Genomic DNA, 25,976 nt, shown 5'->3' with positions numbered 1-25,976 from the left:
TCTTTACCCCGCGCGCGGGGGGTCCCTCTCCGCCCTCCGGGGGGCGTTCCCCCGGGTGGGGGCCCCGCACCCGCTGCGGGGGGGGGGCCCCTCCGCGTGCTGCGCGCTACTTGGCGACCTTCATGGCGTCGCGGATCGCCCGGGTCTTCTCCGCGGCCTGGTCCGGGGTGATGCCCTGGCCGCCGGTGTCGCCGGTGGCGGACAGGCTCATCTTGGTGAAGGTCACCCGGCCGTAGGTGGACTTGTCCGCCCACACGCAGACCGTCGAGCCGGTCTTGCCGGCGAGGACGCTCATGACGCCGCAGCTGAGCTTGCCCGCGGAGGCGCGGCTGTCCTTCGCCGGGTAGTCGGCCATAGGCGTGGTCCAGGTCGCCGCGCCGCTCGAGGACTTCGACTCGGTGATGATCTGGTCCGGGTCGTTGATGTCCCCGTAGATGCCGATCACCGACAGCGAGTCCACGTTCTTGACGTCGGTGCCCTTGCTGTAGCTGGCGACCACCGCGTGCAGGTCCTTGCCGACCTTCGCGACGTCGGGCTTGCTCATGTCGGCGGCCTCCTCCTTCGCCGACTTCTGGACGTAGCCGTCCAGCAGCGTCTGCGGGGCGCTGAGCTTGTACTGGCCGCCCGCGTCGCTGCCGCCGAGGAACTTCCACGCGGCGAAGCCGCCGCCGCCCAGCACCAGCGCGCCGATCACCAGACCGATCACCAGGCCGCCCTTGCCCTTCGGCGGCGGCGCCACCGGGTAGCCCGGCTGGCCGTAGGGCGCCTGCGGCGGCACGCCGTACGGCTGCTGCGGCGCTCCGTACTGGGGCTGGGGTGCCCCGTAGGGCTGCTGCTGGGGGTAGCCGTACTGCGGTTGGGGCTGGGGCGCTCCGTAGGGCTGCGGCGGCTGGCCGTACTGCGGCGGGCCGCCGTAGGGCTGCGGCTGTCCCTGCGGGTACTGCTGTCCCTGGCCGTACATCTGCGTCCGTGCTCCCCCGCCGCACCTGCGGCCTGTCGTCGTGGTGTCCAGTCGTTCCGTGCCCGTCCGGTCCGCCGGACGAGTGCCCGGGCACGCTACCGCACGGTGCCCGGCCGGGGCCCGCCCGGGCGCGGCGGGTCCGCGGACCGAAAGCGGTTCGTGACCCACCCCCCGGTTACGTAAACTGTGCGTCGTGACCGACACGACGAACCAGCGCCCCGTGAGCACCTTTGCCGGGGACGATGCGGCAACCCTCCCGACGACCTACACCCCCGCGGACGTAGAGGGCGAGCTGTACGAGCGCTGGGTAGACCGTGGGTACTTCACCGCCGACGCGAAGAGCGACAAGCCGGCGTACACGATCGTCATCCCCCCGCCGAACGTCACCGGTGCGCTGCACCTGGGCCACGCCTTCCAGCACACGCTGATGGACGCGCTGACCCGCCGCAAGCGGATGCAGGGCTTCGAGACGCTCTGGCTGCCCGGCATGGACCACGCGGGCATCGCCACCCAGAACAAGGTCGAGCAGCAGCTCGCCGAGTCCGGCCTGTCCCGGCACGACCTGGGCCGCGAGGCCTTCGTCGAGAAGGTCTGGGAGTGGAAGCGGAACTACGGCGGCCGCATCCTCGGCCAGATGCGCCGCCTCGGCGACGGCGTGGACTGGTCGCGCGAGCGCTTCACCATGGACGAGGGCCTGTCCCAGGCCGTCCAGACCATCTTCAAGAAGCTCTTCGACGACGGCCTGATCTACCGCGCCGAGCGCATCATCAACTGGTGCCCGCGCTGCCTCACGGCGCTGTCCGACATCGAGGTGGAGCACGAGGAGGTGCCGGGCGAGCTGGTCTCGATCCGCTACGGCGAGGGCGACGACTCGCTCGTCGTCGCCACCACCCGGGCCGAGACGATGCTGGGCGACACCGCGGTGGCCGTCCACCCGGAGGACGAGCGGTACAAGCACCTGGTCGGCCGGACCATCAAGCTGCCGCTGACCGACCGGGAGATCCCGGTCGTCGCGGACGAGCACGTCGACCCGGAGTTCGGCACCGGCGCCGTCAAGGTGACGCCCGCGCACGACCCGAACGACTTCGCCATCGGCCAGCGCCACGACCTGCCCAACCTGACCGTGATGGACGAGCGCGGTGCGATCACCGTGCACGGCCCCTTCCTCGGCATGGACCGGCTGGAGGCCCGCTCGGCCGTCGTCGGCGCGCTGCGCGAGCAGGGCCGGATCGTCGCCGAGAAGCGTCCGTACATGCACGCGGTGGGCCACTGCTCGCGCTGCCACACCGTGGTCGAGCCGCGGCTGTCGCTGCAGTGGTGGGTCAAGGTCGAGCCGCTGGCCAAGGCCGCCGGCGACGCCGTCCGCGACGGCAAGGTGGAGATCCACCCGAAGGAGCTGGAGCGCCGCTACTTCGACTGGGTCGACAACATGTACGACTGGTGCATCTCGCGCCAGCTCTGGTGGGGCCACCGGATCCCGGTCTGGTACGGCCCGAACGGCGAGGTCGTCTGCGTCGGACCGGACGAGCAGCCGCCGACCGGCGAGGGCTGGGTCCAGGACCCGGACGTCCTGGACACCTGGTTCTCCTCGGGCCTGTGGCCGTTCTCCACGCTCGGCTGGCCGGAGAAGACCGCCGACCTGGAGAAGTTCTACCCGACCGACGTCCTGCTGACGGGCCACGACATCATCTTCTTCTGGGTCGCCCGGATGATGATGTTCGGCCTGTACGCGATGGACGGCGAGGCGCCGTTCAAGACCGTCGCCCTGACCGGTCTGGTGCGCGACGAGTTCGGCAAGAAGATGTCGAAGTCCTCCGGCACCGCCGTCGACCCGCTGGACTGGATGGACGCCTACGGCGCCGACGCCGTCCGCTTCACCCTGGCCCGCGGTGCCAACCCCGGCGCCGACGTGCCGATCGGCGAGGACTGGGTCAAGGGCTCGCGCAACTTCTGCAACAAGATCTGGAACGCGACCCGCTTCGCGCTGATGAACGGCGCCACCGTCCAGGGCCCGCTGCCCGCGCCGGAGGAGCTGACCGCGGTCGACCGCTGGATCCTGTCGCGGCTGAACGCCACCGTCGCCGAGGTGGACGCGCTGTACGAGGACTTCCAGTTCGCCAAGGCCACGGACGCGCTGTACCACTTCGCCTGGGACGAGGTCTTCGACTGGTACGTCGAGCTCTCCAAGACCACCCTGGGCAAGGGCGGCCCGCAGGCGGACGCCTCGCGCCGGGTGCTCGGCGAGGTCCTGGACGTCACGCTGCGGCTGCTGCACCCGGTCGTCCCGTTCGTCACCGAGGCGCTGTGGACCGCGCTCACCGGCGCCGAGTCGCTGGTCGTGACCGAGTGGCCGAAGGACAGCGGCTACCGCGACGCGGCCGCCGAGTCGGAGGTCGCCACGCTGCAGCAGGTGGTCACCGAGGTCCGCCGGTTCCGTTCGGACCAGGGCCTCCAGCCCGCGCAGCGCGTCCCGGCCCAGCTGGAGCTGGCCGGCACGGTGCTGGCCGTCCACGAGGACGCGATCCGCTCGCTGCTGCGGCTGACCGTCCCCGAGGAGGGCTTCGCGGCCACCGCCTCGCTGCCGGTCGCCGGTGCCACCGTCGCGCTGGACCTCTCCGGCACCATCGACGTCGCGGCCGAGCGCAAGCGCCTGGCCAAGGACCTCGCGGCCGCCGAGAAGGAGAAGGCGCAGACCACCGCCAAGCTCGGCAACGAGGCGTTCCTCGCCAAGGCGCCGGACGAGGTGGTCGCCAAGATCAAGGCCCGCCAGGAGACCGCCGAGGCCGACATCGCCCGGATCGCCGCCCAGCTCGCGGCGCTGCCGCAGGGCTGAGCCGCCGGCCGCACGGCAGGGGCCGTACTCCGCGACACGCGGGGTGCGGCCCCTCGGCGTTTTCCGGCTCCGGTTCCGGCGGGGCGGGCGGCCGGCTTCCCGGAGCGCTTTCCTTACACCAAATAGCCCAGGAACATTGCTCCCTTCCGGCGAATTATCATCCTGCGACCGGGTGAGGTCCTATTCCGAGCGAATTGATTCCGGTCTTGCCCGCGCGGGTTCGCGGAAGTTTGCAGGTGCGCTGTGTACCGTGTGCACGGAGTTTCCGAATGGGCGTTTTTGCTGAGCGTTCTGCTGAGCGACGGACGGGAGGGCACGGCGTGGTGGTGACCGAGGAGTTGGTCGACGAACTGCCTGCCGAGGCGGTCGAGGAGGCCAAGGCGAGGGCGGCGACCCTGCTGCTCGCGTTCCGGCACGGCAACCAGCTCGCCTTCGACCACGAGCTGGACCTGCTGTTCGCCGAGCACGCCGAGCGCGAGGTGACCACCCTGCTCACCTGGATCGCCGCCGAGGCCGTCCGCAAGGCGTACGCCCCCGAGGTCGGTGACAAGGTGCTGCGGGCGATGGCCCGGCGCGCCCCGGAGGACACCGGCGGGGTCGAGGTGGACGAGGAGACCGCGAGCGCCGCCCAGCTGATCGAGGCGGTGGCGGCCGGCGAGGTGGCCGAGGTCCGCGGCCTGGTGGCGGCAACGCCCGACACCACCTTCCTGCTCGGCGGTCTGCTGCAGGGCGTCGCGATGATGCTGCCGCTGCTGCCGGACGGCGAACTGGCCGAGATCACGGCCGAGTTGCGCCGTCGGCACGGCGGTGCCGCGCACGTGCCGGAGGCCCGGGCCGGGGTCTGACCCGGGCCGCCGGCACGTGGGCAGGGCCGGTTACGGCATGGCGTGCAGGTGCGAGCCGATGGTGTTGGCGACCGGGTTGCCCGCCTTGGCGTCCCAGTTGGTCGACCAGGTCATCGCGCCGCCGATGCCGGGCCACTTGGTGTCCGGCTTGAAGCTGCCGCAGTTGGTGCCGGAGGCCAGGCAGTCCAGCGCGTTGTCGACGGTGGCGGCGGCGAGGTACCCGCCGCCCGCGGCGCTGGTGGAGGCCGGCACCCCGAGGCCCACCTGGTCGGGCCGCAGCCCGCCCTTGAGCTGGATGCAGGCCAGCGCGGTGAGGAAGTTCTCGGTGCCCTGGGAGTAGACGTTCCCGTCGCAGCCGTTCATCGCACCGGAGTTGTAGTACTGCATGTTGACGATGGTGAGGATGTCCTTCACGTTCAGCGCCAGTTTGAAGTACTCCATGCCGGTCGACTGCATGTCGATCGTCTGCGGCGCCATGGTGAGGACGAACCCGCTCCCCGCCTTCGCCGCCAGGGCGTGCAGCGCCTGGCCCATGAAGGTGGAGCTGATGCCGTTCTCGAGGTCGATGTCGATCCCGTCGAAGCCGTAGCTCTGCATCAGTGCCCAGGCGGTGCCGGTGAAGTTCGCGGCGGAGGCGGAATCGCCGACCCAGACCGTGCCGTTCTGCCCGCCGACCGAGAGCACCACCCGTTTCCCGGCCGCCCGCTTGGCCGCGATGTCGGCCTTGAACTGGGCGTCGGTGTAGCCGCCGAGGCGGGAGGAGAGGGCGGGGTCGAGGGTGAAGCTCAGCCCGCCGCGGGTGGCGGTGGCGTCCGCGAAGGAGACCGCGATGATGTCGTAGGCGGCCGGGACGTCGCTGATCCGCTGGACGGTGGCGCCGTTGTCGAAGTTCTGCCAGTACCCGGTGAGGATGTGCTTGGGCAGGCCCGGGGGCTTGGTCGGGGTCGACGTCGCGGTGGCCGTCGCGGTGGGGCTGCCGGGGTCCGTCGGGGTGGCCGTCGGGCTCGGCGAGGCGGTGGCGGTGGCGGTGGCGGTCGGGCTCGGGGAGGGCTGCCCGCCGGGCCCGAGCAGCGAGACGTCGTCGGCGGCGAAGGCCGGCTGCCCGTACCAGCCGTGCAGGTAGACGGTGACGCTGGTGGTGCCGGGGCCGGTGGTGAAGCTCGTGCTCAGCTGGGTCCAGCCGGTGCCCGGGGTCCAGGTGCTGGGGTCGGTGCCGCCGGTGCCGCGGGCGCCCAGGTAGACGTACGAGCCCTGCACCCAGGAGCTCAGGGTGTACGAGGAGGAGGGCTTCACCGCGACGGTCTGGGTGCACTCGCCGGTGTCGGCCGCGCCCGGGGCGGACTGCAGGGCGTAGCTGCCGGAGTGGACGGTGGTGTTCTGGACCGTGCCGCTCGAACAGGTCCAGCCGGACAGGTTCCCGCTCTCGAAGCCGCCGTTGGTGATCAGGTCGGTGTCGGCGGCGTGGGCGCCGGTGCCGCCGGCCAGGACGAGCCCGCCCAGGCCGATGACCAGGGCGCTCGCTCCGGCGAGCAGTGAGTGGACGGCGCGCGGGCGCCGGTGTCGGGCAGGTGGCATGACTCCGTCTCCAGTGGGGGAGGCCCGGCGGCGCCTCGTGGGGGAGGTCGCCGTCCGGGGTGTCGATGGTGCGCGTGGGAGCTACCGACAACTCAAGTCCCGGTCGGGAACGGAGACTTGCCTCACAAGGTGGAGTAGACCAATTCTGCTGTCAAGGGGGCCTCAGGCGGCCAGCAGCTCGGACCCGGCCGACCCGACTCCGGCCGACTCGGCGATCGCCGCGGTCAGTGCGGCGATCCGGGCCGAGGCCAGGCCGTCGCCGTACGGGCTCGGGGTGGCCGCCAGCCGGGCGAGCCGCTCGGGGGTGTCGGAGAGCCAGGCGCGGGCCAGGGTGCCCAGCTCCTCGCCGGGCCGCACCAGCGCGGCGAAGCCGGCCGCCACCGCCTCCGGGCGCTCGGTGGAGCGGCGCACCACCAGCAGCGGGCGGCCGAGGACGGTGCACTCCTCCTGCACGCCGCCGGAGTCGGAGACCAGCAGCGCCGCGTGGCTCGCCAGGCCCAGGAAGTCGCCGTAGCCGACCGGACCGGTGACGGCCAGCCGCTCCAGCAGGCCGTCCAGGCCGAAGCGCTCGACGGCGGCCCGGGTGCGCGGGTGCATCGGGAACAGCACCGGGGTGCCGGCCCGGGCGATCCGGTCCAGTTCGGCGAGCACCGCGCCGAGCGCCTCGGCGGTGTCGGTGTTCTCCGGGCGGTGCACGGTGGCCAGCACGTACGCGTCCGGGCGCAGCCCGTGCGCGGCGAGCAGCGCGGCGCGGGCGGCCCCGTCCGGCAGCTGACGGCGGACCACCTCGACGACGGTGTTGCCGGTGAGCTCGATCCGGTCCTCGGCCAGCGACTCGGCGCGCAGGTTGGCGACGTTCTCCCCGGTGGCGGCGCAGAGCAGGTCGGAGACGTGGTCGACCATCACCCGGTTGTGCTCCTCGGGCATCGCCCGGTCGAAGCTGCGCAGCCCGGCCTCGACGTGGACCAGCGGGATCTCCCGGGCGTTGGCGGCCAGCGCCCCGGCCAGGGTGGCGTTGGTGTCGCCCTGGACGACCACGGCGGCGGGGCGGTCCTCGGCGAAGGCGGCGTCCAGCTGGCCCAGCGACTGGGCGATCTGGCCGGCCCGGGGGCGGCCGCCGACCCCGGTGAGCAGCTCGGGCTCGGGCAGGTCGAGGTCGCGCAGGAAGCGGCCGGACATCGCCTCGTCCCAGTGCTGGCCGGTGTGCACCAGCCGGGTGGCGTCGCCGAGTTCGTGGATCAGCGGGGCGAGCTTGACCAGCTCGGGGCGGGTGCCCAGGACGACGGCGACGCTGGACGGGGGCAGGCGCATGCTCATGCGGGACTCCGGGGGGAGGTGGGGGAGGGGAAGCGTGGGGGGTGTCCGCTCAGGACTCGAGCGCGGTGGGGGCGCCGAGGGAGACCTTCTCGGCGTTGCGGCGGGTCTTGGCCCAGCCGTTGCGGCCGAGCAGCATCCGGACGGCGGCCCGGGCGGCGACCACGAACAGGTGGTAGGCGTAGAGCCAGACCAGGACGCCCCAGAGCAGGCCGGTCAGCCGGCTGCGGTCGGCGTGGACGAGCCGGCGGTAGGCGAAGCCCCAGAGCACCATCGGCAGGGTGGCGAGCGCGAAGACGAGCAGCATCCACGGGCCGAACCTGAGCTGGAACTCGGCGGTCTCCTCGGGGAAGAGCACCAGCCCGGCGCCGGTGATCCCGAGCGAGAGCGGGAAGAGCAGCACCAGCAGCACGCAGACCACCGGCTGGAGGAAGGTGTACAGCACCTCGGCCTTGCCGGACACGGTGTAGTGCGGGGAGCGCAGCACCCGGCCGGTGTAGCGCAGGCACTGCATGTTGCCCTGGGCCCAGCGGGTGCGCTGGGTGAGGAAGCGGCGCAGCGAGATCAGGCCCTCCTGGGAGACGTTGGCCTCGGCGACGTGGGTGAGCCGCCAGCCGGCCAGCCGCAGGTCGAGGCCGGACTCGTAGTCCTCCAGCAGGGCGCGCTCCGGCCAGGGGCGGCCGGCCCGGCCCTCCTCGACGGTCAGCGAGTCGAGCGCGGTGAGCCGGACGAACTGGCCGTTGCCGCCGAGGCCGACGCTGCCGGTGCGGCGGCGCAGCAGCTGCATGCCGGCGTTGTTGGCCTGGAACTCGACGTCCTGCATCCGCACCAGCGCGCGGGCCAGGGCGTTGGCGGCCCGGCCGCGGCCGGGCAGCGGGAGCTCGTCGTCGGCGTTGCGCATCCGGACGCCGATCTGGACGGCGCCGGTGTCGTCCCGGCCGAGCGCCTTGGGGTTGCAGACCTGGGCGAGGGTGCCCGGGTCGAGCTGCCCGTCGGCGTCGACCACGCCGATCACCACCCGGGAGCGGTCGGTGCCCTCGGGCAGCCAGGCGGAGATCTCCCGGTAGGCGGCGTTGAGGGCGGCGCCCTTGCCGATCCGGGCGTGCGGGCGGCGGCGCTGGACCAGGTGGACCCGCGGGTCGCGGGCCGCGGCGGCGAGCACCAGCTCGCGGGTGGCGTCCTCGCTGTCGTCGTCGATCACCCAGAGGTGGGCCTCGGGCGCGCTGCTCCGCAGGCCGTCCAGGGTCTGGGTGACCACGGCCTCCTCGTCGCGGCAGGGGATCACCAGGTGCCACTGGAAGGCGGCGGGGTCGCCGGGCTCGGCGGGGCGGTTGTGCCGGAAGGCGTGGCGGGAGCCCGCCCAGTACACGAGGAAGCGTCCGAAGACCAGCGCCATGTAGCCGACGAGCGCCAGGGAGATCAGTCCGGCGCACCAGACGACGGCGTCCTGGCGAAGCACGATCCACTCGTGCAGGGCGTCGGGCATGGCGCAATGCTCCTCATGATCAAAGGCTTAGGGCTCCTGTCATCTGCGAATCGATGCTTCGTTGCGGTTCAAATCGCTAAATCAATAGTAAAGGGAGGAAACTAGGTGATCATGGGAAAGAACGGGCAAAGTGGTCGTTCTCACCCCGTGAGGAGGAGCGGCCAGCGCTCCGTAGACTGTGGTCGTGAGCGACAAGGCCGACCCGAACCCGTACACCATCCGCCCCGCCGACGGCGGCACCGGCGACGCCCTGCGCGACGTCGAGGCAGAGCTCTCCCAGCGCTGGCCGGAGAACAAGCTGGAGCCCTCGCTCGACCGGATCGAGGCGCTGATGGACATCCTGGGCCAGCCCCAGCGGTCCTTCCCCTCCATCCACATCACCGGCACCAACGGCAAGACGTCCACGGCCCGGATGATCGAGCAGCTGCTCAACACCTTCGAGCTGCGCACCGGCCGCTACACCAGCCCGCACGTGGAGTCCGTCACCGAGCGGATCAGCCTGGACGGCGCGCCGATCACCCCCGAGCGCTTCGTCGAGGTCTACCGCGACATCGAGCCCTACGTGCAGATGGTCGACGCCGCGCAGCCGGTGCCGATGTCCTTCTTCGAGGTGCTGACCGGCATGGCCTACGCCGCCTTCGCCGACGCCCCGGTGGACGTCGCCGTGGTCGAGGTCGGCATGGGCGGCTCCTGGGACGCCACCAACGTCATCGACGCCGCCGTCGCGGTGATCACCCCCATCGGGCTGGACCACACCGACAAGCTCGGCGGGACCACCGGCGAGATCGCGGTCGAGAAGTCCGGGATCATCAAGGCCGGTTCCGTCGCCGTCGTCGCCCAGCAGCAGCTGGACGCCGCCCAGACCATCCTGCGCCGCGCCGTCGAGATCGACGCCACGGTCGCCCGCGAGGGCATGGAGTTCGGCGTGATCCGCCGCGAACTCGCCGTCGGCGGGCAGCTGGTGACGCTGCGCGGACTCGGCGGCGAGGAGTACGAGGACGTCTTCATCCCGCTGCACGGCGAGTTCCAGGCGCACAACGCGGCCCTCGCCCTGGCCGCGGTCGAGGCCTTCTTCGGCGTCGGCGGCGCGCGCGGCGGGCAGCTGGACGTGGAGAAGGTCCGCCAGGCCTTCTCCGGCGTCTCCTCGCCGGGCCGCCTGGAGGTCGTCCGCCGCAGCCCCACGATCGTCCTGGACGCCGCGCACAACCCGCACGGCGCCCGCGCCACCGTGGCCGCGCTCACCGAGTCCTTCGGCTTCACCCGGCTCGTCGGCGTGATCGGCACCTCCGGGGACAAGGACGTGGCCGGCGTGCTGGAGGCCTTCGAGCCGATCCTGGCCGAGGTCGTCGTCACCCAGAACTCCACCCACCGCGCGATGGACGTCGACGCGCTCGCCGCCCTGGCCGTCGAGGTCTTCGGCGAGGACCGCGTCCAGGTCGAGCCCCGCCTCGACGACGCCATCGCCGCCGCCGTCACCCTCGCCGAGGAGGAGGGCGACCTCGGCGGCGCCGGGGTGCTGGTCACCGGTTCGGTCATCACGGTGGGCGAGGCCCGCCTGCTGCTCGGGAGGAAGTGACATGAGGACGCTCTGCTCCTCGACGCTGATCGGCGAAGCGCTGCTGATCCTCTTCGCGGCGCTGGTCGCGATGCGGCTCTCCGACGTCTCCACCGCGGAGATCTGGACCGTCAGCGGCATCGCGATGGCGCTGTGCGTGCTGCTCTGCGGCATGATCAACCGCCCCGGCGCGGTGCAGATCGGCTGGGCGCTGCAGATCGGCCTGATCGCCGGCGGCTTCGTCCTGCCGACCATGTTCGGCCTCGGCGTGGTCTTCGCCGGCCTGTGGTGGTGCTCGGTGCACTACGGCCGCAAGGTGGACGAGTTCAAGGCCGCCCGGGCCGCCGCCGAGGCCGCCGCGGTACAGGCCTGAGGCCCGGACCGGCGGACCGACACGCCGTGTACGCAAGGTAACCTCTGCCGTGTCGGCGCCCTCGTCGACCCGACCGCCCGCCGCACCGAATCCCCAGGAGACGCACCGTGTCCCAGCGCACTCTCGTCCTGCTCAAGCCCGACGCCGTCCGCCGCGGCCTGGCCGGCGAGATCATCAGCCGCATCGAGCGCAAGGCCGGCTGGCGGTTCGCCGCCATCGAGCTGCGCACCTTCGACCGGGCGACGCTGGAGCAGCACTACGCGGAGCACGTCGGCCGCCCGTTCTACGAGCCGCTGCTGGAGTTCATGACCTCCGGTCCGTCGATCGCCCTGATCGTCGAGGGCGAGGAGGTCGTCAAGGGCATCCGCATGCTGGCCGGCGCCACCAACCCGCTGGAGGCCGGGGCCGGCACCATCCGCGGCGACTACGCGACGATCACCCGCGAGAACCTGATCCACGCCTCCGACTCCCCGGAGTCCGCCGAGCGCGAGATCAAGATCTTCTTCCCCGCGCACGCCTGATCCGGCGAGCACGAACCGGGCGACACGCCCGGCGGGACGTTCGTACCGCCCCGGTCGGGACCATTGGCCCGGCCGGGGCATTCTTATCGTGAAATAGGGAACTGGCGGCGCCGACACGGCGTCCCAATCCTCGGAGATGCGATCAGGCCCCGGACAATGGACGGTATGCCCCACGTCGACGTCCGTACCGCGCGGCGTGACTACGATGGACGCGACTCAAGGGCCCGGTAAGGCAGCTCAGCTGGTCTCCGCCCAAGCGTGGGCGCGCATTCGTCCACCCCCCATGAACTCCGAGCCCGGGAAGGCACCCACACCCCATGGCGAGCAACCTGTCGTTCATCGGCCGCGACTTGGCGATCGACCTCGGAACAGCCAACACGCTGGTGTACGTCAGGGGCAAGGGCATCGTCCTGAACGAGCCGTCGGTCGTCGCGGTGAACACCAACACCGGCGGCATCCTCGCGGTCGGGGCCGAGGCCAAGAAGATGATCGGCCGCACGCCGGGCAACATCGTCGCCATCCGCCCGCTCAAGGACGGCGTGATCGCCGACTTCGAGATCACCGAGCGGATGCTGCGGTACTTCATCCTCAAGATCCACCGCCGCCGCTACCTCGCCCGCCCGCGCGTCGTGGTCTGCGTGCCCTCCGGCATCACCGGCGTCGAGCGCCGCGCCGTCATCGAGGCCTCCTCGCAGGCCGGCGCCCGCCAGGTGCACATCATCGAGGAGCCGATGGCCGCCGCGATCGGCGCGGGCCTGCCCGTCCACGAGGCCACCGGCAACATGGTCGTCGACATCGGCGGCGGCACCACCGAGGTCGCCGTGATCTCCCTCGGCGGCATCGTCACCGCCCAGTCCATCCGGGTGGCCGGCGACGAGCTGGACAACGCGATCGTCCAGCACATCAAGAAGGAGTACTCGCTGCTCCTCGGCGAGCGCAGCGCCGAGCAGATCAAGATGAGCATCGGCAGCGCCTTCGGCCTGGAGGGCGAGAAGGACGAGCACGCCGAGATCCGCGGCCGCGACCTGGTCAGCGGCCTGCCCAAGACCGTGGTCATCTCCGCCGCCGAGGTCCGCGAGGCCATCGACGAGCCGGTCAACGCGATCATCGACGCGGTCAAGACCACCCTCGACCAGTGCCCGCCCGAGCTGGCCGGCGACGTCATGGACCGGGGCATCGTGCTCACCGGCGGCGGCGCCCTGCTGCGCGGCCTGGACGAGCGGCTGCGCCGCGAGACCGGCATGCCGATCCACATCGCGGAGAACCCGCTGGACTCCGTCGCGCTCGGCTCCGGCAAGTGCGTCGAGGAGTTCGAGGCGCTCCAGCAGGTACTCGACGCTTCGCCGCGTCGTTGACAGGTCGCCGCACCGCCGGCACCACGCGACACATCCGACACTCGACCGAACGGGCCGCCGCCCGGGCCCACAGCCCCGCGCGGCGGCCAGGTACGAAGGGGCAGTACCAGCACCGTGAGGGACACACGAGAGAGCCGGCTGCTGCTCATCCTGCTGGTGGCCGTCGCCTTCGCGCTGATCACCGTGGACATCAAGGGCGGTGAGGACTCCCCGCTCGGCCCGGCCCGGCACGCCGCCGCCAGTGTCCTCGGACCGGTCGAGCGCGGAGCCGCCACCGTCGTCGACCCCGTCGCCGACACCGTCCGCGCCTTCCGGGACGCGGCCACCGACAGCGGCCGCACCGACCAGCTCGCCCGCGAGAACACCGAACTGCGGCAGAAGCTCGCCTCCTCCGACATGGCCACCGGGCGCACCAAGCAGCTGGACGACCTGCTGCGCACCGCCGGCGCCGGCGGCTACACCGTCAAGGCCGCCCAGACCATCGCGATCGGCCCGGCGCAGGGCTTCTCCTGGACCATCACCATCGACGCCGGCAGCGACGACGGCCTCACCCGCGACATGACGGTGATCAACGGCCAGGGCCTGGTCGGCCGGATCACCACCGTCGCCCCGACCACCGCCACCGTGCTGCTCGCCTCCGACCCCGGCTTCTCGGCCGGCACCCGGCTGGAGGGCACCGGCGAGATCGGCTTCGCCTCCGGCGGCGGCGACAGCCCGATGAAGGTCTCCCTGCTCAACGGCAAGGCCCAGGTCAAGGCCGGCGACCGGCTGGTCACCTTCGGCTCGCAGAGCGGCCGCCCGTTCGTGCCCGGCGTCCCGGTCGGCAAGGTCGTCGAGGTCCAGGCCAACGCCGGCCAGCTGACCAAGACCGTCCTGGTCGAGCCCTTCGTCCAGTTCACCCGGCTGGACCTGGTCGGCGTGGTGGTCGTGCCGCCGCGCGCCGACCCGCGCGACGCCGTCCTGCCGCCGGCGCCCGCCCCGGGCCAGCCGGCCGCCGCGCCCGGCCCGGCCGCCGCGCCCGGCCAGGTCCAGGCCGCCGTGCCCGCCGCCCCGCCCGCCAAGCCCACTGGGGGGAACTGAGCCATGCGCCTCGCCCGCATCCCCGTCTCCGCCGGCCTCATCCTGTTCGGCCTGATCCTCCAGGTCAGCGTGTTCGGCCGGCTCCAGCTCCCGGGCGCCACCCCGGACATACTGCTGCTCGTCGTGGTCGGCCTGGCCATGGTCTACGGGCCCACCGGCGGCTGCCTGGTCGGCTTCGCGGGGGGCCTGCTGGCCGACCTCGCGCCGCCCTCCGACCACGCGATCGGCCGCTACGCGCTGGTGCTCTGCCTGATGGGCTACGCCGCCGGGCTGCTGCGCCCGGACCACGGCCGCCAGCGCTCCGTCGGCGGCTCGCTGGTGGTGGTCGGCGCCGCGGCGATCGCCTCCACCCTGCTCTACGCCCTGGTCGGCGCCCTGGTCGGCGACACCGCGGCCCGGCACGTCGGCCTCGGCGGACTGGTGATCAGCGCCCTGCTCTACGACCTGCTGCTGGCGCCCTTCGTGGTGCCGCTGGTGATGTACCTCGGCCGCCGCTTCGGGCGCGACCCGGTGGCCGCCGCGGACGACGACGAGGGCGGCTCCGGCCTGGGCACGCTGGCCCGCTACCGCACCACCCGCGAGGCCTCGAGGGGCCCGTCGTACAAGAAGCGGCGCGTGCCCGGCTTCGCCCGCCGCCCGTAGCCGGACCGGCCCCGACCACCCGACCTCCCCGCATCCTGGAGCGCACGAGACGTGAGCAACATCCCCGAGACCGGCCGCACCCGACGGGTGACGATCCGTCTGGTGGTGCTGCAGATCCTGGTGCTGTCGCTGCTCGCCACCCTCGGCGGGCGGCTGTGGTACCTGCAGATCCGCAACGCCAAGGAGTACACCGCGAAGGCTACCGGCAACCACATCCGCGAGGTGGTCGAGCCGGCCGTCCGCGGCGAGATCCTGGACGCCTCCGGGCGGGTGCTGGCCGGGAACGAGACCCGGCTGGTGGTCTCGGTCAGCCGCACCTCGCTGCTCCAGCAGAAGGACGGCGGCAAGGCGGTGCTGGCCCGGCTGGCCGAGGTGCTGGGGATGCCGGCCAAGGACGTGCAGGAGAAGGTCCGGCTCTGCGACGCCAAGACCGCGCAGCCCTGCTGGAACGGTTCGCCGTACCAGCCGATCCCGGTCACCAAGGAGGCGACCACCCAGCAGGCGATGCAGATAATGGAGCGCCGCGAGGACTTCCCCGGGGTCACCGCGCAGCCCACCGCCGTGCGCCGCTACACCGGCGTCGAGGGCGCCAACATGGCCCAGGTGCTCGGCTACCTCTCGCCGGTCACCGACGAGGAGGTCAGCAAGACCGCCGGGAAGAGCGGCCTGGACCGCTACCTGCCGGCCGACCAGATCGGGCGGGCTGGCCTGGAGTCGGTGTACGACCGGGACCTGCGCGGCACCGCGGGCATCACCAAGCTGGAGGTGGACAACCTCGGCCGGGTGATCGGCACCGCCGGCACCGTCGCCCCGCAGACCGGCGACAACCTGGTCACCAGCATCGACGCCCGGGTGCAGAAGGTGGTCGAGGACAACCTGGCGCAGGCCATGGCCGACGCCCGGAAGACCTTCGACAAGGTCACCAACCGCAACTACGAGGCCGACTCCGGCGCCGCCGTGGTGATGGACGTGCACACCGGGCGGATCGTCGCGATGGCGAGCGCCCCGACCTACGACCCGAACCTCTGGGTGGGCGGCATCAGCGGCAAGGACTACCAGGCGCTGACCAGCAAGGATTCCAACTTCCCGCTGCTGAACCGGGCCATACAGGGCCAGTCCGCCCCCGGGTCGACCTTCAAGGTCATCTCCACCACCGCCGCCGTGCAGGCCGGCTACCCGCTGGACGGCACCTACCCGTGCCCCAAGAGCGTGGTCATCGGCGGCCGCGAGTTCAAGAACTTCGAGAGCGAGAGCTTCGGCTCCATCACGCTGGAGAAGGCGCTGGAGGTCTCCTGCGACACCGTCTTCTACGGCCTGGCGAACGACCAGTGGGTGAAGGACGGCGGCATCAAGCCGAAGAAGGAGCCGGCCGACTGGTTCTTCAAGACCGCCCACGAGTTCGGCCTCGGTGCCAAGACCGGCATCGACCTGCCGTCCGAGGTGGCCGGCCGGGTGCCGGACCGGCAGTGGAAGCAGTCCTTCTACGACAACAACAAGGACGCCTGGTGCGCGCAGGGGCAGAAGGGCGGGAACAGCTACTCCGACCAGATCGCCCGGGAGAACTGCGTCGACGGCTACCAGATGCGCGCCGGTGACGCCGTCAACTTCGCGATCGGCCAGGGCGACACCCTCGTCACCCCGGTCCAGATGGCCCGGATCTACTCGGCGCTGGCCAACGGCGGCACCTTCTACCGGCCGACCATCGCCAAGGCGGTGATAAGCCCGGGCGGGGAGCTCGTCCGCGAGATCGCCCCGCAGGCGGACGCCAAGTTCCCCGGCGACGAGAAGCTGCTGAGCTACATCAACCAGGCCACCGAGGGCGTCGTCAAGAGCGGTACCGCCGCGTGGAAGTTCGCGCAGGCGGGCTGGCCGCAGGACAAGATCGCGCTGCACGCCAAGACCGGCACCGCCGAGGTCGAGGGCAAGCAGACCACCTCCTGGCTGACCACGTACAGCAAGGACTACGCGGTCGTCATGACGATAAGCCAGGGCGGCACCGGCTCCGGCGGGTCCGGCGACGCCGTGCGCCGGATCTACCAGGCGCTGTACGGCGTGGACGACAAGGGCGGCATCGACAACTCCAAGGCGCTGCTGCCGGCGCCGCAGGCCGAGCTGCCGAAGTTCAACCCGGACGGCACCGCGATCATCAAGCCGGTCTCGTACGGCGCCGGTGCGGCTCCGTCCGCCCAGGCCCAGGCCTCGGCCCTGACCCCGGTCGTCGCGGCGGCTCCGGCCCTGCTCGACGCCGCGCAGCCGGGCCCCGCGGCGGCCTTCCTGGACGAGGCGCCGCCGGCCGACCGTCCGGTGTCGTACACCGCGGCGAACGCCGCGCTCGAACCCACGCGCGGACCGGGAAGGGGACGGGCATGACCTCCTACGGCTCGTACCGGCAGCTGCGGCTGGCCCCCCAGCGCGGCGGGGTCTCCAAGGCCCTGCTGGCCAAGGACTCCCCGCTGTGGCGGCTGGACTGGATACTGCTGCTGGCCGCGTTGGCCCTCTCGGCCGGCAGCTCGCTGCTGGTCTGGTCGGCCACCCGCGGGCGCGACTCGCTGACCCACGGGGACCCGCAGTACTTCCTGTACCGGCACCTGACCAACTTCGTGGTCGGGCTGGTGCTGTGCTCCGTGGTGATAGCGATAGGGAGCCGGCGGTTCCGCACCATCGTGCCGTTCCTGTACGTCGGCGTGATCGTGCTGCTGCTGGCGACGCTCAGTCCGCTGGGCTCGACCATCAACGGCCAGCACTCCTGGATCCAGCTCGGCGGCGGCTTCTCGATCCAGCCGGCCGAGTTCGCGAAGCTCGCGATCGTGCTGGCGATGGCGGTCGTGCTGGCGGACCAGGTCGACGCGGGGGAGCGGGAGTTCCCCTCGCACCGGGCGGTGTTCCGCGGCCTGGTGTGGGCGTGCCTGCCGATGGCGATCGTGATGCTGATGCCGGACGCCGGCTCGGTGATGGTGATGGCCGCGATCGTGCTGGGCATCCTGCTCGGCTCGGGCGCGGCGAACCGCTGGGTGCTCGGCCTGCTGCTGGCGGGCACCGCCGGGTGCGTGGCGATCTGGAAGCTCGGCGTGCTGAGCCAGTACCAGATCGACCGCTTCGCCGCCTTCGCCAACCCCCAGCTGGACCCCTCCGGCGTCGGCTACAACACCGCGCAGGCCCGGATCGCGATCGGCTCGGGCGGCCTGTTCGGCAAGGGGCTGTTCCACGGGACGCAGACCACCGGGCAGTTCGTGCCGGAGCAGCAGACCGACTTCGTGTTCACCGTGGCCGGCGAGGAGCTGGGCTTCGTCGGGGCGCTGGGGATCATCCTGCTGGTCGGCGTGATCCTCTGGCGGGCCTGCCGGATCGCCCGGCAGGCGACCGACCTGTACGGGACGATCGTGGCGGCCGGGGTCGTCGCCTGGCTGTCCTTCCAGGCCTTCGAGAACATAGGGATGTGCCTGGGCATCATGCCGGTCGCGGGCATCCCGCTGCCGTTCGTCTCGTACGGCGGTTCGTCGATGTTCGCCAACTGGGTGGCGATAGGGCTGCTCCAGGCGGTGCGGAGCCAGCGGCCCATAGCGGCCTGAGCGCGGTACGAGGCGCGTCACAGCGGGGCCGGTCCGGGATCTTCCCGGGTCGGCCCCGCGCTCGTGTCCGGGGTCGCTCCCCGCGTGCGTCGTCCCCGGCTCAGACGGCCTGGAAGCCGATCCGGGCGAGCACGCCCCAGCGGTCGGAGCGCCGGGTGAGCACGTAGACCGAGTCGAAGGCGCCGGTGCGCTCCCCGGCGTCGTCGTAGCGGGCGAAGCGGACCAGGGCGTGCACCTGGTCGGGGGAGGACTGGCTCAGCTCGACGCTCTCCCAGCCGCTGCGGGCCCAGCCGGAGCCGACCAGCTGCGCCAGCTCGGGGGCGGAGCGTTCGAGGTAGTCGGCCCGGTCCGGCCAGAGCGTCACCTCGCCCTCGTGCACCCGGAGGTGCGGGTAGTGGAGGGTGTCCGCCCAGGCCGCCAGGTCGCGGCTGTTGAGGGCGTCGAGGAAGGCGTCGAGGGCGGCGCGGGCGGCGGTCTCGTGGGCGCGGATGTCGACGGGCACGGCGGACTCCAGTGCGGGCTGCGGACGGTAGGGATGCGGCCCAGCCTCGGCCATCGGCGGGCCCGGTGGGGGCGGGCCGGGCCGATTCAGGTCCAAAGGCCGGGGTGCAGACCGTTCGTACGGCCGAAGAGCGGCCCCGGGAGTGTCGGGGAGAATCAGTGGGCGTCGGCAGGCTCACGCGCCGCGTTCAGCACGGCGTCCAGCAGGCCGGGGAAGCGCAGGTCGAGGTCGTCCCGGCGCAGCGACATCAGTCGGCGGGTGCCCTCGACCCGGGTGGTGGTGACGCCGGCCTCGCGCAGCACCTTGAGGTGGTGCGAGAGGGTCGACTTGGAGAGCGGGACGTCCAGGTCGCTGCAACACTGCTCCTCGACCTCGGCCAGGCCGGTCACGATGGAGAGGCGGGCCGGGTCGCTGAGGGCGTGGAAGATGCCGGCGAGCTGGAGGGATTCGGTGGCCGGGTGGCTGGGGGTGCGCATGGCGGCTCCTCGGTCGTCCTGGTGGTGTGACGGCTTGTTCGAACTTTTGCGTACTATCCAATCTTAGGCAATGGGGCCGGCTCGCACCGCCGTTCCCGCGGAAGGACACCGATGAGTGAGCGCCGCGAGCGAACCGCCGGGAGGTGGCCGTGGGCCGCTACGGTCTGACGCTCCCGCTGCGCGGCGTCCCGCTGCACCGCCACCGCGCCCTGGTCGAGGAACTGCCCGACCTGGGCTACACCGACGTGTGGACCGGCGAGGCGGCGGGCTACGACGGCTTCACCCCGCTGGCGCTCGCCGCGGCCTGGGCGCCGGCCCTGCGACTGGGCACCGGGGTGGTGCCGGTGCAGACCCGCGGGCCCGCGCTGCTCGCGATGACGGTCGCCTCGCTGGCCGAGGCCGCGCCCGGCCGGGTGGTGGTGGGCGTCGGCTCCTCCGGCCCGCCGTTCGTCACCCGGATCAACGGCATCCCGTTCGAGCACCCGTACCGCCGGGTCCGCGACACCGTGCGGTTCCTGAAGCAGGCGCTGGCCGGGCGGCCGGTGCGGGGCGCGTTCGACTCCTTCACCATCGAGGGGTACGCCCCGGCGCTGCGGCCGGACCCGGTGCCGCCGGTGATGATCGGCGCGCTCGGCCCGCAGATGCTGCGGCTGGCCGGGCGGGAGGCGGACGGGCTGGTGACCAACTTCCTGGCGGCCGCGGACGTGCCGCGGGTGCGGGCCGCGATGGGGGAGGAGGGCCGCGGCAAGGAGGTGGTGGCCCGGCTGTTCGTCTGCCCGACCCGGGACCGCGACCACGCCCGGTGGCAGGGGCGGCAGTTGCTCGGGCCGATCCTCAACGCCCGGACGTACGGCGGCTTCCACGACTGGCTGGGGCGCGGCGAGGAGCTGGCCGCCTCGCACGCCGCGTGGGCGGCGGGCGACTTCCACGGCGCCTGCGCGGCGGTGCCCGAGCACCTGGTCGACGCGCTGCTGGTGCACGGCTCCCCGGAGGAGTGCCGGGAGCGGGTGGCGGAGTTCGTGGCGGCGGGGGTGGACACGCCGCTGCTGGCGGTGCTGCCGGTGCCGGAGTTCGGCCCCGGGGTGGAGGGGATGCGCGACACGCTGCGGGCCCTGGCCCCGCAGACGTGACGCCGCAGCGGCGGCCGGTGGCTCAGCCGGCCGCCCGGTGTCCCGACCGGGCGTAGACCATCGCCTGGGCCCGGCTGCGCACCCGCAGCTTGCCGAGCACGTTGGAGACGTGGAACTTGACGGTCTTCTCGCTGAGGTGGAGTTCGGCGGCCATCTCGGCGTTGGACAGCCCGCCCGCGATCAGGGTGAGCACCTCCTGTTCTCGAGGGGTGAGCAGGTGGAGCAGCGGCGGGGTGTGCAGCGGCGGTCCGGGCAGCCGGCGGGCCATCTCGGTGACCACCTCGGCGGTGATCGACGGGGAGATCAGCGCGTTCCCGGCGGCGACCGCCCGGACCGCGTGCACCATGTCGGACTCGGGCCCGTCGCGCAGGACCAGGCCGCGGGCGCCGGCTCTGAGGTAGTCGAGCATCCGGTCCGGATCGCCGGGGCGGACCAGCAGGATGGTGCCGGGCTGCCCGGTCTCCCGGTCGGTGGTGAGCTTCTTGACCTCGCAGGCCTCCATTCCGGGCATGTCGGTGTCGATGACCACCACGTCCGGGCGCTTGGCGGCACAGGCCTGGGCGATCCGGGCGGTGGTGGAGAGTTCGGTCAGGGGCTGCAGTCCGGGGGAGCGCTGCAGGATGGTGCGCAGCCCGGTGCGCAGCAGCGGTGAGGCGGCGCAGATGAGCACCCGGACGGTGGGGTCGGTGGGGCCGGACGGATCGGCGGGGCGGTAGAGGGACAGGCTCATGTTCGTTCTCCTTGCCGTCGAGATTCCGGGGCTCCGGGCAGCCGTCACCGGCGGAGTGCGTGGGGGCACCTGCCGCGGGGCGGAATCGTGATGATGAGAGGAGATCTGCTTCCGGCGTCGGATCGGTGCGCGGATCGGGTGCGCGGATCGGTGCGTCGACGCGGGAGGAGGGTTCAGGGACGACAGCGGCGGCGGAGCGTCGCGCGGTCGGAAGTCGCTTCGGCGGCAGGGCCGTTGACCCGACGTTCCCGGAACATGGCAGCCATCCTAAAGATCGGCCCGAGCGGTGGTCAAGGAATCCCGGGCGGGGCCCGGTGCGATCGGGGCTACCAGGTGTCCCAGTGGGCGATCTGCTCGGTGCCGACCCGGGGGCCGGGGCGGAAGTCGGTGCCGATGGTGTGGGCCAGCGGGATCAGCGCGGCCTGGAGGACGGTCTCGTAGGGGATGCCGAGGATCTGCGCGGCCTCGCGCTCGTAGTGCAGGTGCGGGGTGGTCCAGGCGGTGCCGAGGCCGCGGGAGCGGGCGGCGAGCATGAACTGCCAGGTGGCCGGGATGATCGAGCCCCAGGTGTTGGCCTGGCCGACGAAGGAGTCGACCTCGTGCCGGCCCTCGATCCGGACGCAGGGGATCACCAGCACCGGGACCTCGTGCAGGTGGTCGAAGAGGTGCTGGGCGCTCTCGGCCAGACGGAGCCGGCGCAGCTGGTCGCCGACGGTGCGGTCCACGCCGGTGCCGACCACCTGCTGGCGGGGGCGGACCAGGCCGAGCCGGTAGAGGTCGGCGATGGCGGAGCGCTTGGCCGGGTCGGTGACGATCACGAAGTCCCAGCGCTGGCGGTTGCGCCCGGTGGGGGCCTGGGTGGCCAGGGCCAGACACTCCTCGACCAGCTCGCGCTCCACCGGGCGGGTGAGGTCCAGTCGCTTGCGCACCGCCCGGGTGGTGGTGAGGAGTTCGTCGATGGAAAGCGCGAGGGGCGGCATGAGCAGGCTCCAGCTCCGGTCGGGTCGGAAAGGGGGGTGCGGATCCTTCCGGATCCTATTGATGGTTCGAAGCTCGCGCAACATTCGAAGTCCACCTGCTGGACCTCACGGGATATCAAGTTCCGCCCTTGTGTGCCGAGTTGATTGTTCCTATGCTTCCACTATCTTCGAACATTCGAAACATGACGAGAGTGCTCGACCGCGAGAGGACGCCATGTCGCAGATCAAAGTCGAAGTCGAACCGGCCGAGGTCGGGCTGGATCCCGCGCGGCTGCGCCGGATCGACGAGTACCTCCGGGCCTACGTGGACGACGGCCGGCTGCCCGGCTGGCAGCTCGCGGTGACCCGCGGCGGGAAGGTCGCCCACCTCGCCGGGTACGGGCACCGAGACGTCGAGAACGGCCTGCCGCAGACGCCGGACACCATCTACCGGTCCTGGTCGATGACCAAGCCGGTCACCTCGGTGGCCGCGCTGGTACTGCTGGAGGAGGGCGCGATCGGCCTCCAGGACCCGGTCTCCCGGTACCTGCCGGAGTTCGCCGACGTCCGGGTCTACCAGCGCGGGCCGGCCTCCCGGCCGGTCACCGTCCCCGCCGCCGAGCCGGTCCGGATCGTGCACCTGCTCACCCACACCTCCGGCCTGACCTACGGCTTCCACCGGGCCCACCCGGTGGACGAGATCTACACCGCCAACGGCTTCGAGTGGACCACCGCCCCCGGCCTCGACCTCGCCCAGTGCGTGGCGAAGTGGGCGTCCTTCCCACTGCTCTTCGAGCCCGGCACCGCCTGGAACTACGGCGCCTCCAGCGACGTGCTCGGGCGGGTGATCGAGGTCGCCTCCGGCCGTCGGCTGGACGAGTTCCTGGCCGAGCGGGTGCTCGGCCCGCTCGGCATGGCGGACACCGGCTTCCACGTCCCGGCCGACAAGGCCGACCGGCTGGCCGCCTTCTACGTCGTCAACCCGGCGAACGGGAAGGCGGTGCGCAACGACGCCTTCGGTGGCGACGTGCTGCGCGAGCCGGACTGCCTCTCCGGCAGCTCCGGACTGGTCACCACGCTCGCCGACTACCACCGGTTCAGCCAGATGCTGCTCGGCGAGGGCGAGTACCAGGGCGTGCGGGTGCTCGGCCGGCACACCCTGCGGCACGCGCTGCGCAACCACCTGCCCGGCGGCGGCGACCTGAAGACCGTCGGGCGGCCGGTGTTCTCCGAGATGCCCACCGCCGGGGTCGGCTTCGGGCTCGGCTTCGCCGTGGTGCAGGACCCGGCGGCCGCCGGGGTGCCGGCCAGCGCGGGGGAGTACGGCTGGCACAGTGCCGCGTCCACGATCTTCTGGGTGGACCCGGTGGAGCGGCTGACGGTGCTGTTCCTGACCCAGCTGATGCCTTCCAGCGCTCACCAACTGCACGGGCGGCTGCGGCAGTTGGTCAACCAGGCGCTGGTGGACTGACCGGCGCGGCCGGTGGGTCGGCGGGCGTCGGCCGGCCGATGGACGTCGGCTGACCGATGGGCGTCGGCCGACCGGGGGGTGCCGGTCGGCCGGGGCGGGGTTCACCCGCCCGGCTGAACGGCGAGGAGCTTGCGGGTCAGCCGGATCAGCGTGTCCCGTTCCTCCGCGGTGAGCGCGGCGAACACCCGGTCCATCATCGGGGCGATGCCCGCCTCCGCCTCGGACAGGGCCCGCGCACCGGCGTCGGTCATGGTGACGGCGTAGGCGCGGCGGTCACGCGGGTGGCGTTCGCGGACCACCAGTCCGGCGCTCTCCAGGCCGTCGATGCAGCCGACCATGACGCTGCGGTCGATCCGCAGCTGCTCGCTCAACTCCTGCTGGGAGCAGGCGCCGACGGCGTCCAGCATCTTCAGCACCAGGTGCTGGGCCACCGACAGCCGGGCGCCGGTCAGCTCCTCGTCGATCGCCCGGGCGACCACCGTGGTGGCCCGGCAGAGCGCGATGTCGGGGCGCTCCCGGGTGAGCGTCGCGAAGTACTGCCGGCGCTCGCCCGCGTCGTCCGTCCGACTGGGCGAGGCGAGGCGGGGCGTCCGCGGGGCGGTGGCCATCGGAACTCCTTCTGCGGGCGGGGCCACCAGCATAACGCGTTCAGGAGATTGTTTTTCGCTAGATGTTCTTCAGAAAGGGGAATCCCATGTGCTCACCGGAGACGGTGGCCGGCGCCACCGGCCACACCGCCACTGGGCCCGCCGGTCCCGTCACCGCCGCGCCCGCCGAGGTCTCGGCGCCGCTCCCGGCCAGAGCCCCGATCAGCCTGCCGCGCGGGGCCGTCCGGGACCTCACCCACGTGGTCGGCCCGGACTGGCCGGTGTTCGAGCTGTACGTCAAACCGATGGAGATCAAGCGGCTCGCCAACCTCGCCGAGCACGAGTACAACGCCTTCGAACTCACCTACAACGAGCACATCGGCACCCACCTCGACGCGCCCTCGCACTTCGACGACGACGGCCTGGCCACCCACCAGATCCCGGCCGACACCCTGGTCGCGCCGCTGGCCGTGGTCCGGATCGGCGAGCGCGCCGCCCGCGACCACGTCACCGAACTGACCGTCGACGACCTGCTGAGGTGGGAGAGCCGGCACGGCCGCATCCCCGACGGCGCGCTGCTCGCCGTCGACAACGACTGGGCGCACCGGCTCGACACCCCCGGCGCCTTCCTCAACCTCGACCCGGCGGAGGGGCTCTACCGCTTCCCCGGGATCTCGGTGGAGGCCGCGCACTTCCTGGTCACCGAGCGTTCGGTGGTCGGCGTCGGCACCGACTCGATCAGCCTGGACCCCGGCACCCGCCCGGCCGACCCGGACACCCACCGGGTGCTGCTGCCGGCCGGCAAGTACGCCATCGAGTGCCTCGCCGGGCTCGACACCGTGCCCGACCTCGGCGCCGTGGCGGTGGTCGGCGCGCCCAAGCACCTCGGCGGGACCGGCGGCCCGGTGCGCGTGCTCGCCTTCGTCTGACCTCTGACCTCTGACCTCTGACCCCTGGCCGCTGCCCGCTGACCCTGCCCGTACGCCCGCTCACACGTACGTCCGACCACGACCGCACGTCCGACCACGACCGCACGTCCGACCGCGACCGCACGTCCGACCGCGACCACAGGAGAAGCCCAATGACCGTACAGACCGACTCGGAGTCCGTCTTCGCCGGGGCCACCGGCGAACGCTGGGAATGGAAGGAGGAGCGCTACCGCGACGGGGTGTTCAGCCACGCCGTGGACACCGAACTGCACCGGCTGCGGCTGCTGGAGTCCGTCCTGGACGAGCACACCCGCAGCCGCTTCCGGGCGCTCGGCCTGCGGGCCGGGCACCGGGTGCTGGAGGTCGGCGGGGGCGGCGGCTCGGTCGCCCGCTGGCTGGCCGGGCAGGGCGCCGAGGTCACCGTGACCGACCTCGACACCACCTTCCTGGACGAACTCGCCGCCGACGGCGTGCGGGTGCTGCGCCACGACGTCTACACCGACGACTTCCCGCCCGCCTCCTTCGACTTCATCCACGCCCGGTACGTGGTGGTCCACCTGCCCGACCCGGAGAAGGCGGTGGAGCGGCTCGTCCGGTGGCTGGCCCCGGGCGGGACGCTGGTGCTGGAGGAGCCGGCCTTCTTCCCGATCAAGGACTCGCCGCACCCCGGCTACCGGACCGTGCTGCGGGCCTTCCGCCGCCACCTGGAGACCGCGGTGGGCACCGACACCGAGTGGGCGCGCAGCCTGCCGGTGCCGCTGGAGGGCAAGGGGCTGAGCGGGCTCGGCTACGACGCGCGCTTCCAGCTGGTCACCGGCGGGGACGACGAGGCCGAGTGGTGGCGGCTCACCCTGGAGCAGACCCGGCCGGCCGTGGTGGCCGCCGGGCTCGCCACCGAGGAGGACTTCGCGGCGGCGTACCGGGAGCTCGCCGACCCGGAGTTCCGCGACCTGTCCCTCGCGGTCTTCACCGCCTGGGGGCGGCGGGACTGACGCACCCGCGGCCGTCGGCGGGCCGGTCACCCCTGCGGGGGGCGGCCGGCCCGCCGGCGTTTCCGGGGCGCGTCCTGCGGGCGCGTCGTTC

23 protein-coding genes are annotated in these 25,976 nt (G+C 72.4%); 14 read left to right on the top strand and 9 right to left on the bottom strand.

All coding sequences use genetic code 11. From position 1 onward, the window contains the following. Window positions 1-106 precede the first annotated feature (106 nt). Window positions 107-961: a hypothetical protein gene (locus ABZW03_RS13285; RefSeq protein ID WP_355256065.1), complete on the bottom strand. Its 855-nt coding sequence runs from the start codon at window positions 959-961 to the stop codon at window positions 107-109. 193 nt (window positions 962-1,154) lie between these two features. Between ABZW03_RS13285 and ABZW03_RS13280 the strand changes: the two genes are divergently transcribed. Continuing rightward, a complete protein-coding gene (locus tag ABZW03_RS13280; protein WP_355256062.1) occupies window positions 1,155-3,794 on the top strand; it encodes a valine--tRNA ligase in 2,640 nt (879 codons plus the stop codon). A gap of 320 nt (window positions 3,795-4,114) precedes the next feature. Next, a complete protein-coding gene (locus ABZW03_RS13275) occupies window positions 4,115-4,639 on the top strand; it encodes a hypothetical protein (RefSeq protein ID WP_355256059.1) in 525 nt (174 codons plus the stop codon). Window positions 4,640-4,669: 30 nt separating this feature from the next. Here the strand turns inward: ABZW03_RS13275 and ABZW03_RS13270 are convergent, their stop codons facing one another. The 3 genes from ABZW03_RS13270 to ABZW03_RS13260 all read right to left on the bottom strand — a co-directional run bounded on the left by ABZW03_RS13270 (window position 4,670) and on the right by ABZW03_RS13260 (window position 9,014). Beyond that, on the bottom strand, window positions 4,670-6,214 hold the full coding sequence (locus ABZW03_RS13270; RefSeq protein ID WP_355256057.1) for a glycosyl hydrolase family 18 protein: 1,545 nt from the start codon (window positions 6,212-6,214) through the stop codon (window positions 4,670-4,672). A 162-nt stretch (window positions 6,215-6,376) separates the two neighbouring features. Beyond that, window positions 6,377-7,531, bottom strand: a complete 1,155-nt coding sequence (gene wecB / locus ABZW03_RS13265) for a UDP-N-acetylglucosamine 2-epimerase (non-hydrolyzing) (RefSeq protein WP_355256055.1) — start codon at window positions 7,529-7,531, stop codon at window positions 6,377-6,379. 49 nt (window positions 7,532-7,580) lie between these two features. After that, window positions 7,581-9,014: a glycosyltransferase family 2 protein gene (locus tag ABZW03_RS13260; protein ID WP_355256053.1), complete on the bottom strand. Its 1,434-nt coding sequence runs from the start codon at window positions 9,012-9,014 to the stop codon at window positions 7,581-7,583. 217 nt (window positions 9,015-9,231) lie between these two features. On the opposite strand from ABZW03_RS13260, the gene ABZW03_RS13255 reads away from it, so the two are divergent. The 8 genes from ABZW03_RS13255 (at window position 9,232) to rodA (ending at window position 18,109) form a co-directional block, all read left to right on the top strand. Then, window positions 9,232-10,590, top strand: a complete 1,359-nt coding sequence (locus tag ABZW03_RS13255; protein WP_355256069.1) for a folylpolyglutamate synthase/dihydrofolate synthase family protein — start codon at window positions 9,232-9,234, stop codon at window positions 10,588-10,590. A 1-nt stretch (window position 10,591) separates the two neighbouring features. Beyond that, entirely contained in the window at window positions 10,592-10,942 is a 351-nt protein-coding gene (locus tag ABZW03_RS13250) for a DUF4233 domain-containing protein (RefSeq protein WP_355256051.1), read from the top strand. Window positions 10,943-11,049: 107 nt separating this feature from the next. Next, window positions 11,050-11,463 carry a nucleoside-diphosphate kinase gene (ndk, locus tag ABZW03_RS13245; RefSeq protein WP_224277488.1) on the top strand — a complete coding sequence of 138 codons (414 nt, stop codon included), beginning with the start codon at window positions 11,050-11,052 and terminating at the stop codon, window positions 11,461-11,463. Window positions 11,464-11,792: 329 nt separating this feature from the next. Next, complete coding sequence (locus ABZW03_RS13240) at window positions 11,793-12,818, top strand: rod shape-determining protein (RefSeq protein WP_049648984.1); 1,026 nt, start codon at window positions 11,793-11,795, stop codon at window positions 12,816-12,818. Between the two features lie 114 nt (window positions 12,819-12,932). After that, on the top strand, window positions 12,933-13,898 hold the full coding sequence (gene mreC / locus ABZW03_RS13235; protein ID WP_355256048.1) for a rod shape-determining protein MreC: 966 nt from the start codon (window positions 12,933-12,935) through the stop codon (window positions 13,896-13,898). Window positions 13,899-13,901: 3 nt separating this feature from the next. After that, a complete protein-coding gene (gene mreD / locus ABZW03_RS13230; RefSeq protein WP_355256045.1) occupies window positions 13,902-14,540 on the top strand; it encodes a rod shape-determining protein MreD in 639 nt (212 codons plus the stop codon). 51 nt (window positions 14,541-14,591) lie between these two features. Continuing rightward, the gene (gene mrdA, locus ABZW03_RS13225; RefSeq protein WP_355256042.1) at window positions 14,592-16,910 is read left to right on the top strand and encodes a penicillin-binding protein 2; all 2,319 of its coding nucleotides are present in this window, start codon (window positions 14,592-14,594) and stop codon (window positions 16,908-16,910) included. Beyond that, on the top strand, window positions 16,907-18,109 hold the full coding sequence (rodA, locus tag ABZW03_RS13220) for a rod shape-determining protein RodA (RefSeq protein WP_355256039.1): 1,203 nt from the start codon (window positions 16,907-16,909) through the stop codon (window positions 18,107-18,109). Before mrdA ends, rodA begins: the two co-directional genes overlap by 4 nt. Before the next feature lie 100 nt (window positions 18,110-18,209). Here rodA and ABZW03_RS13215 read toward each other — a convergent pair whose 3' ends face one another. Then, a complete protein-coding gene (locus tag ABZW03_RS13215; RefSeq protein WP_355256036.1) occupies window positions 18,210-18,611 on the bottom strand; it encodes a hypothetical protein in 402 nt (133 codons plus the stop codon). A 155-nt stretch (window positions 18,612-18,766) separates the two neighbouring features. Then, a complete protein-coding gene (locus ABZW03_RS13210) occupies window positions 18,767-19,087 on the bottom strand; it encodes a metalloregulator ArsR/SmtB family transcription factor (protein ID WP_355256034.1) in 321 nt (106 codons plus the stop codon). A gap of 149 nt (window positions 19,088-19,236) precedes the next feature. Between ABZW03_RS13210 and ABZW03_RS13205 the strand changes: the two genes are divergently transcribed. Then, entirely contained in the window at window positions 19,237-20,217 is a 981-nt protein-coding gene (locus ABZW03_RS13205) for an LLM class F420-dependent oxidoreductase (RefSeq protein ID WP_355256031.1), read from the top strand. A gap of 22 nt (window positions 20,218-20,239) precedes the next feature. Here ABZW03_RS13205 and ABZW03_RS13200 read toward each other — a convergent pair whose 3' ends face one another. Together ABZW03_RS13200 and ABZW03_RS13195 are read right to left on the bottom strand one after the other, a co-directional pair. After that, window positions 20,240-20,947: a response regulator transcription factor gene (locus ABZW03_RS13200; protein ID WP_355256028.1), complete on the bottom strand. Its 708-nt coding sequence runs from the start codon at window positions 20,945-20,947 to the stop codon at window positions 20,240-20,242. Between the two features lie 326 nt (window positions 20,948-21,273). Then, window positions 21,274-21,927, bottom strand: a complete 654-nt coding sequence (locus ABZW03_RS13195) for a nitroreductase family protein (protein WP_355256025.1) — start codon at window positions 21,925-21,927, stop codon at window positions 21,274-21,276. Between the two features lie 214 nt (window positions 21,928-22,141). Between ABZW03_RS13195 and ABZW03_RS13190 the strand changes: the two genes are divergently transcribed. Then, window positions 22,142-23,377, top strand: coding sequence for a serine hydrolase domain-containing protein (locus ABZW03_RS13190; RefSeq protein ID WP_355256022.1), 1,236 nt, complete (start codon window positions 22,142-22,144; stop codon window positions 23,375-23,377). 101 nt (window positions 23,378-23,478) lie between these two features. Here the strand turns inward: ABZW03_RS13190 and ABZW03_RS13185 are convergent, their stop codons facing one another. Continuing rightward, window positions 23,479-23,985 (bottom strand): MarR family transcriptional regulator, encoded by a 507-nt coding sequence (locus ABZW03_RS13185; RefSeq protein WP_355256019.1) that lies wholly within the window; start codon window positions 23,983-23,985, stop codon window positions 23,479-23,481. Window positions 23,986-24,071: 86 nt separating this feature from the next. On the opposite strand from ABZW03_RS13185, the gene ABZW03_RS13180 reads away from it, so the two are divergent. Both ABZW03_RS13180 and ABZW03_RS13175 read left to right on the top strand, forming a co-directional pair. Continuing rightward, window positions 24,072-24,893, top strand: a complete 822-nt coding sequence (locus ABZW03_RS13180; RefSeq protein ID WP_355256016.1) for a cyclase family protein — start codon at window positions 24,072-24,074, stop codon at window positions 24,891-24,893. A gap of 152 nt (window positions 24,894-25,045) precedes the next feature. Next, window positions 25,046-25,885, top strand: a complete 840-nt coding sequence (locus tag ABZW03_RS13175; protein ID WP_355256013.1) for a class I SAM-dependent methyltransferase — start codon at window positions 25,046-25,048, stop codon at window positions 25,883-25,885. Window positions 25,886-25,976: the final 91 nt, after the last annotated feature.

It is taken from the genome of Kitasatospora sp. NPDC004799 (genome assembly GCF_040609095.1).
Lineage (GTDB): Bacteria > Actinomycetota > Actinomycetes > Streptomycetales > Streptomycetaceae > Kitasatospora.
The sequence above is the reverse complement of the archived record's forward strand: the minus strand, read 5'-3'. Positions and strand labels throughout refer to the sequence as shown.

What these genes read in the sequence shown, in the direction of transcription:
- ABZW03_RS13285 (WP_355256065.1), bottom strand. Translation starts at nt 961, where the DNA reads ATGTACGGCCAGGGACAGCAGTACCCGCAGGGACAGCCGCAGCCCTAC.
- ABZW03_RS13270 (WP_355256057.1), bottom strand. Translation starts at nt 6,214, where the DNA reads ATGCCACCTGCCCGACACCGGCGCCCGCGCGCCGTCCACTCACTGCTC.
- wecB (WP_355256055.1), bottom strand. Translation starts at nt 7,531, where the DNA reads ATGAGCATGCGCCTGCCCCCGTCCAGCGTCGCCGTCGTCCTGGGCACC.
- ABZW03_RS13260 (WP_355256053.1), bottom strand. Translation starts at nt 9,014, where the DNA reads ATGCCCGACGCCCTGCACGAGTGGATCGTGCTTCGCCAGGACGCCGTC.
- ABZW03_RS13250 (WP_355256051.1), top strand. Translation starts at nt 10,592, where the DNA reads ATGAGGACGCTCTGCTCCTCGACGCTGATCGGCGAAGCGCTGCTGATC.
- mreD (WP_355256045.1), top strand. Translation starts at nt 13,902, where the DNA reads ATGCGCCTCGCCCGCATCCCCGTCTCCGCCGGCCTCATCCTGTTCGGC.
- rodA (WP_355256039.1), top strand. Translation starts at nt 16,907, where the DNA reads ATGACCTCCTACGGCTCGTACCGGCAGCTGCGGCTGGCCCCCCAGCGC.
- ABZW03_RS13210 (WP_355256034.1), bottom strand. Translation starts at nt 19,087, where the DNA reads ATGCGCACCCCCAGCCACCCGGCCACCGAATCCCTCCAGCTCGCCGGC.
- ABZW03_RS13200 (WP_355256028.1), bottom strand. Translation starts at nt 20,947, where the DNA reads ATGAGCCTGTCCCTCTACCGCCCCGCCGATCCGTCCGGCCCCACCGAC.
- ABZW03_RS13195 (WP_355256025.1), bottom strand. Translation starts at nt 21,927, where the DNA reads ATGCCGCCCCTCGCGCTTTCCATCGACGAACTCCTCACCACCACCCGG.
- ABZW03_RS13190 (WP_355256022.1), top strand. Translation starts at nt 22,142, where the DNA reads ATGTCGCAGATCAAAGTCGAAGTCGAACCGGCCGAGGTCGGGCTGGAT.
- ABZW03_RS13185 (WP_355256019.1), bottom strand. Translation starts at nt 23,985, where the DNA reads ATGGCCACCGCCCCGCGGACGCCCCGCCTCGCCTCGCCCAGTCGGACG.
- ABZW03_RS13180 (WP_355256016.1), top strand. Translation starts at nt 24,072, where the DNA reads ATGTGCTCACCGGAGACGGTGGCCGGCGCCACCGGCCACACCGCCACT.
- ABZW03_RS13175 (WP_355256013.1), top strand. Translation starts at nt 25,046, where the DNA reads ATGACCGTACAGACCGACTCGGAGTCCGTCTTCGCCGGGGCCACCGGC.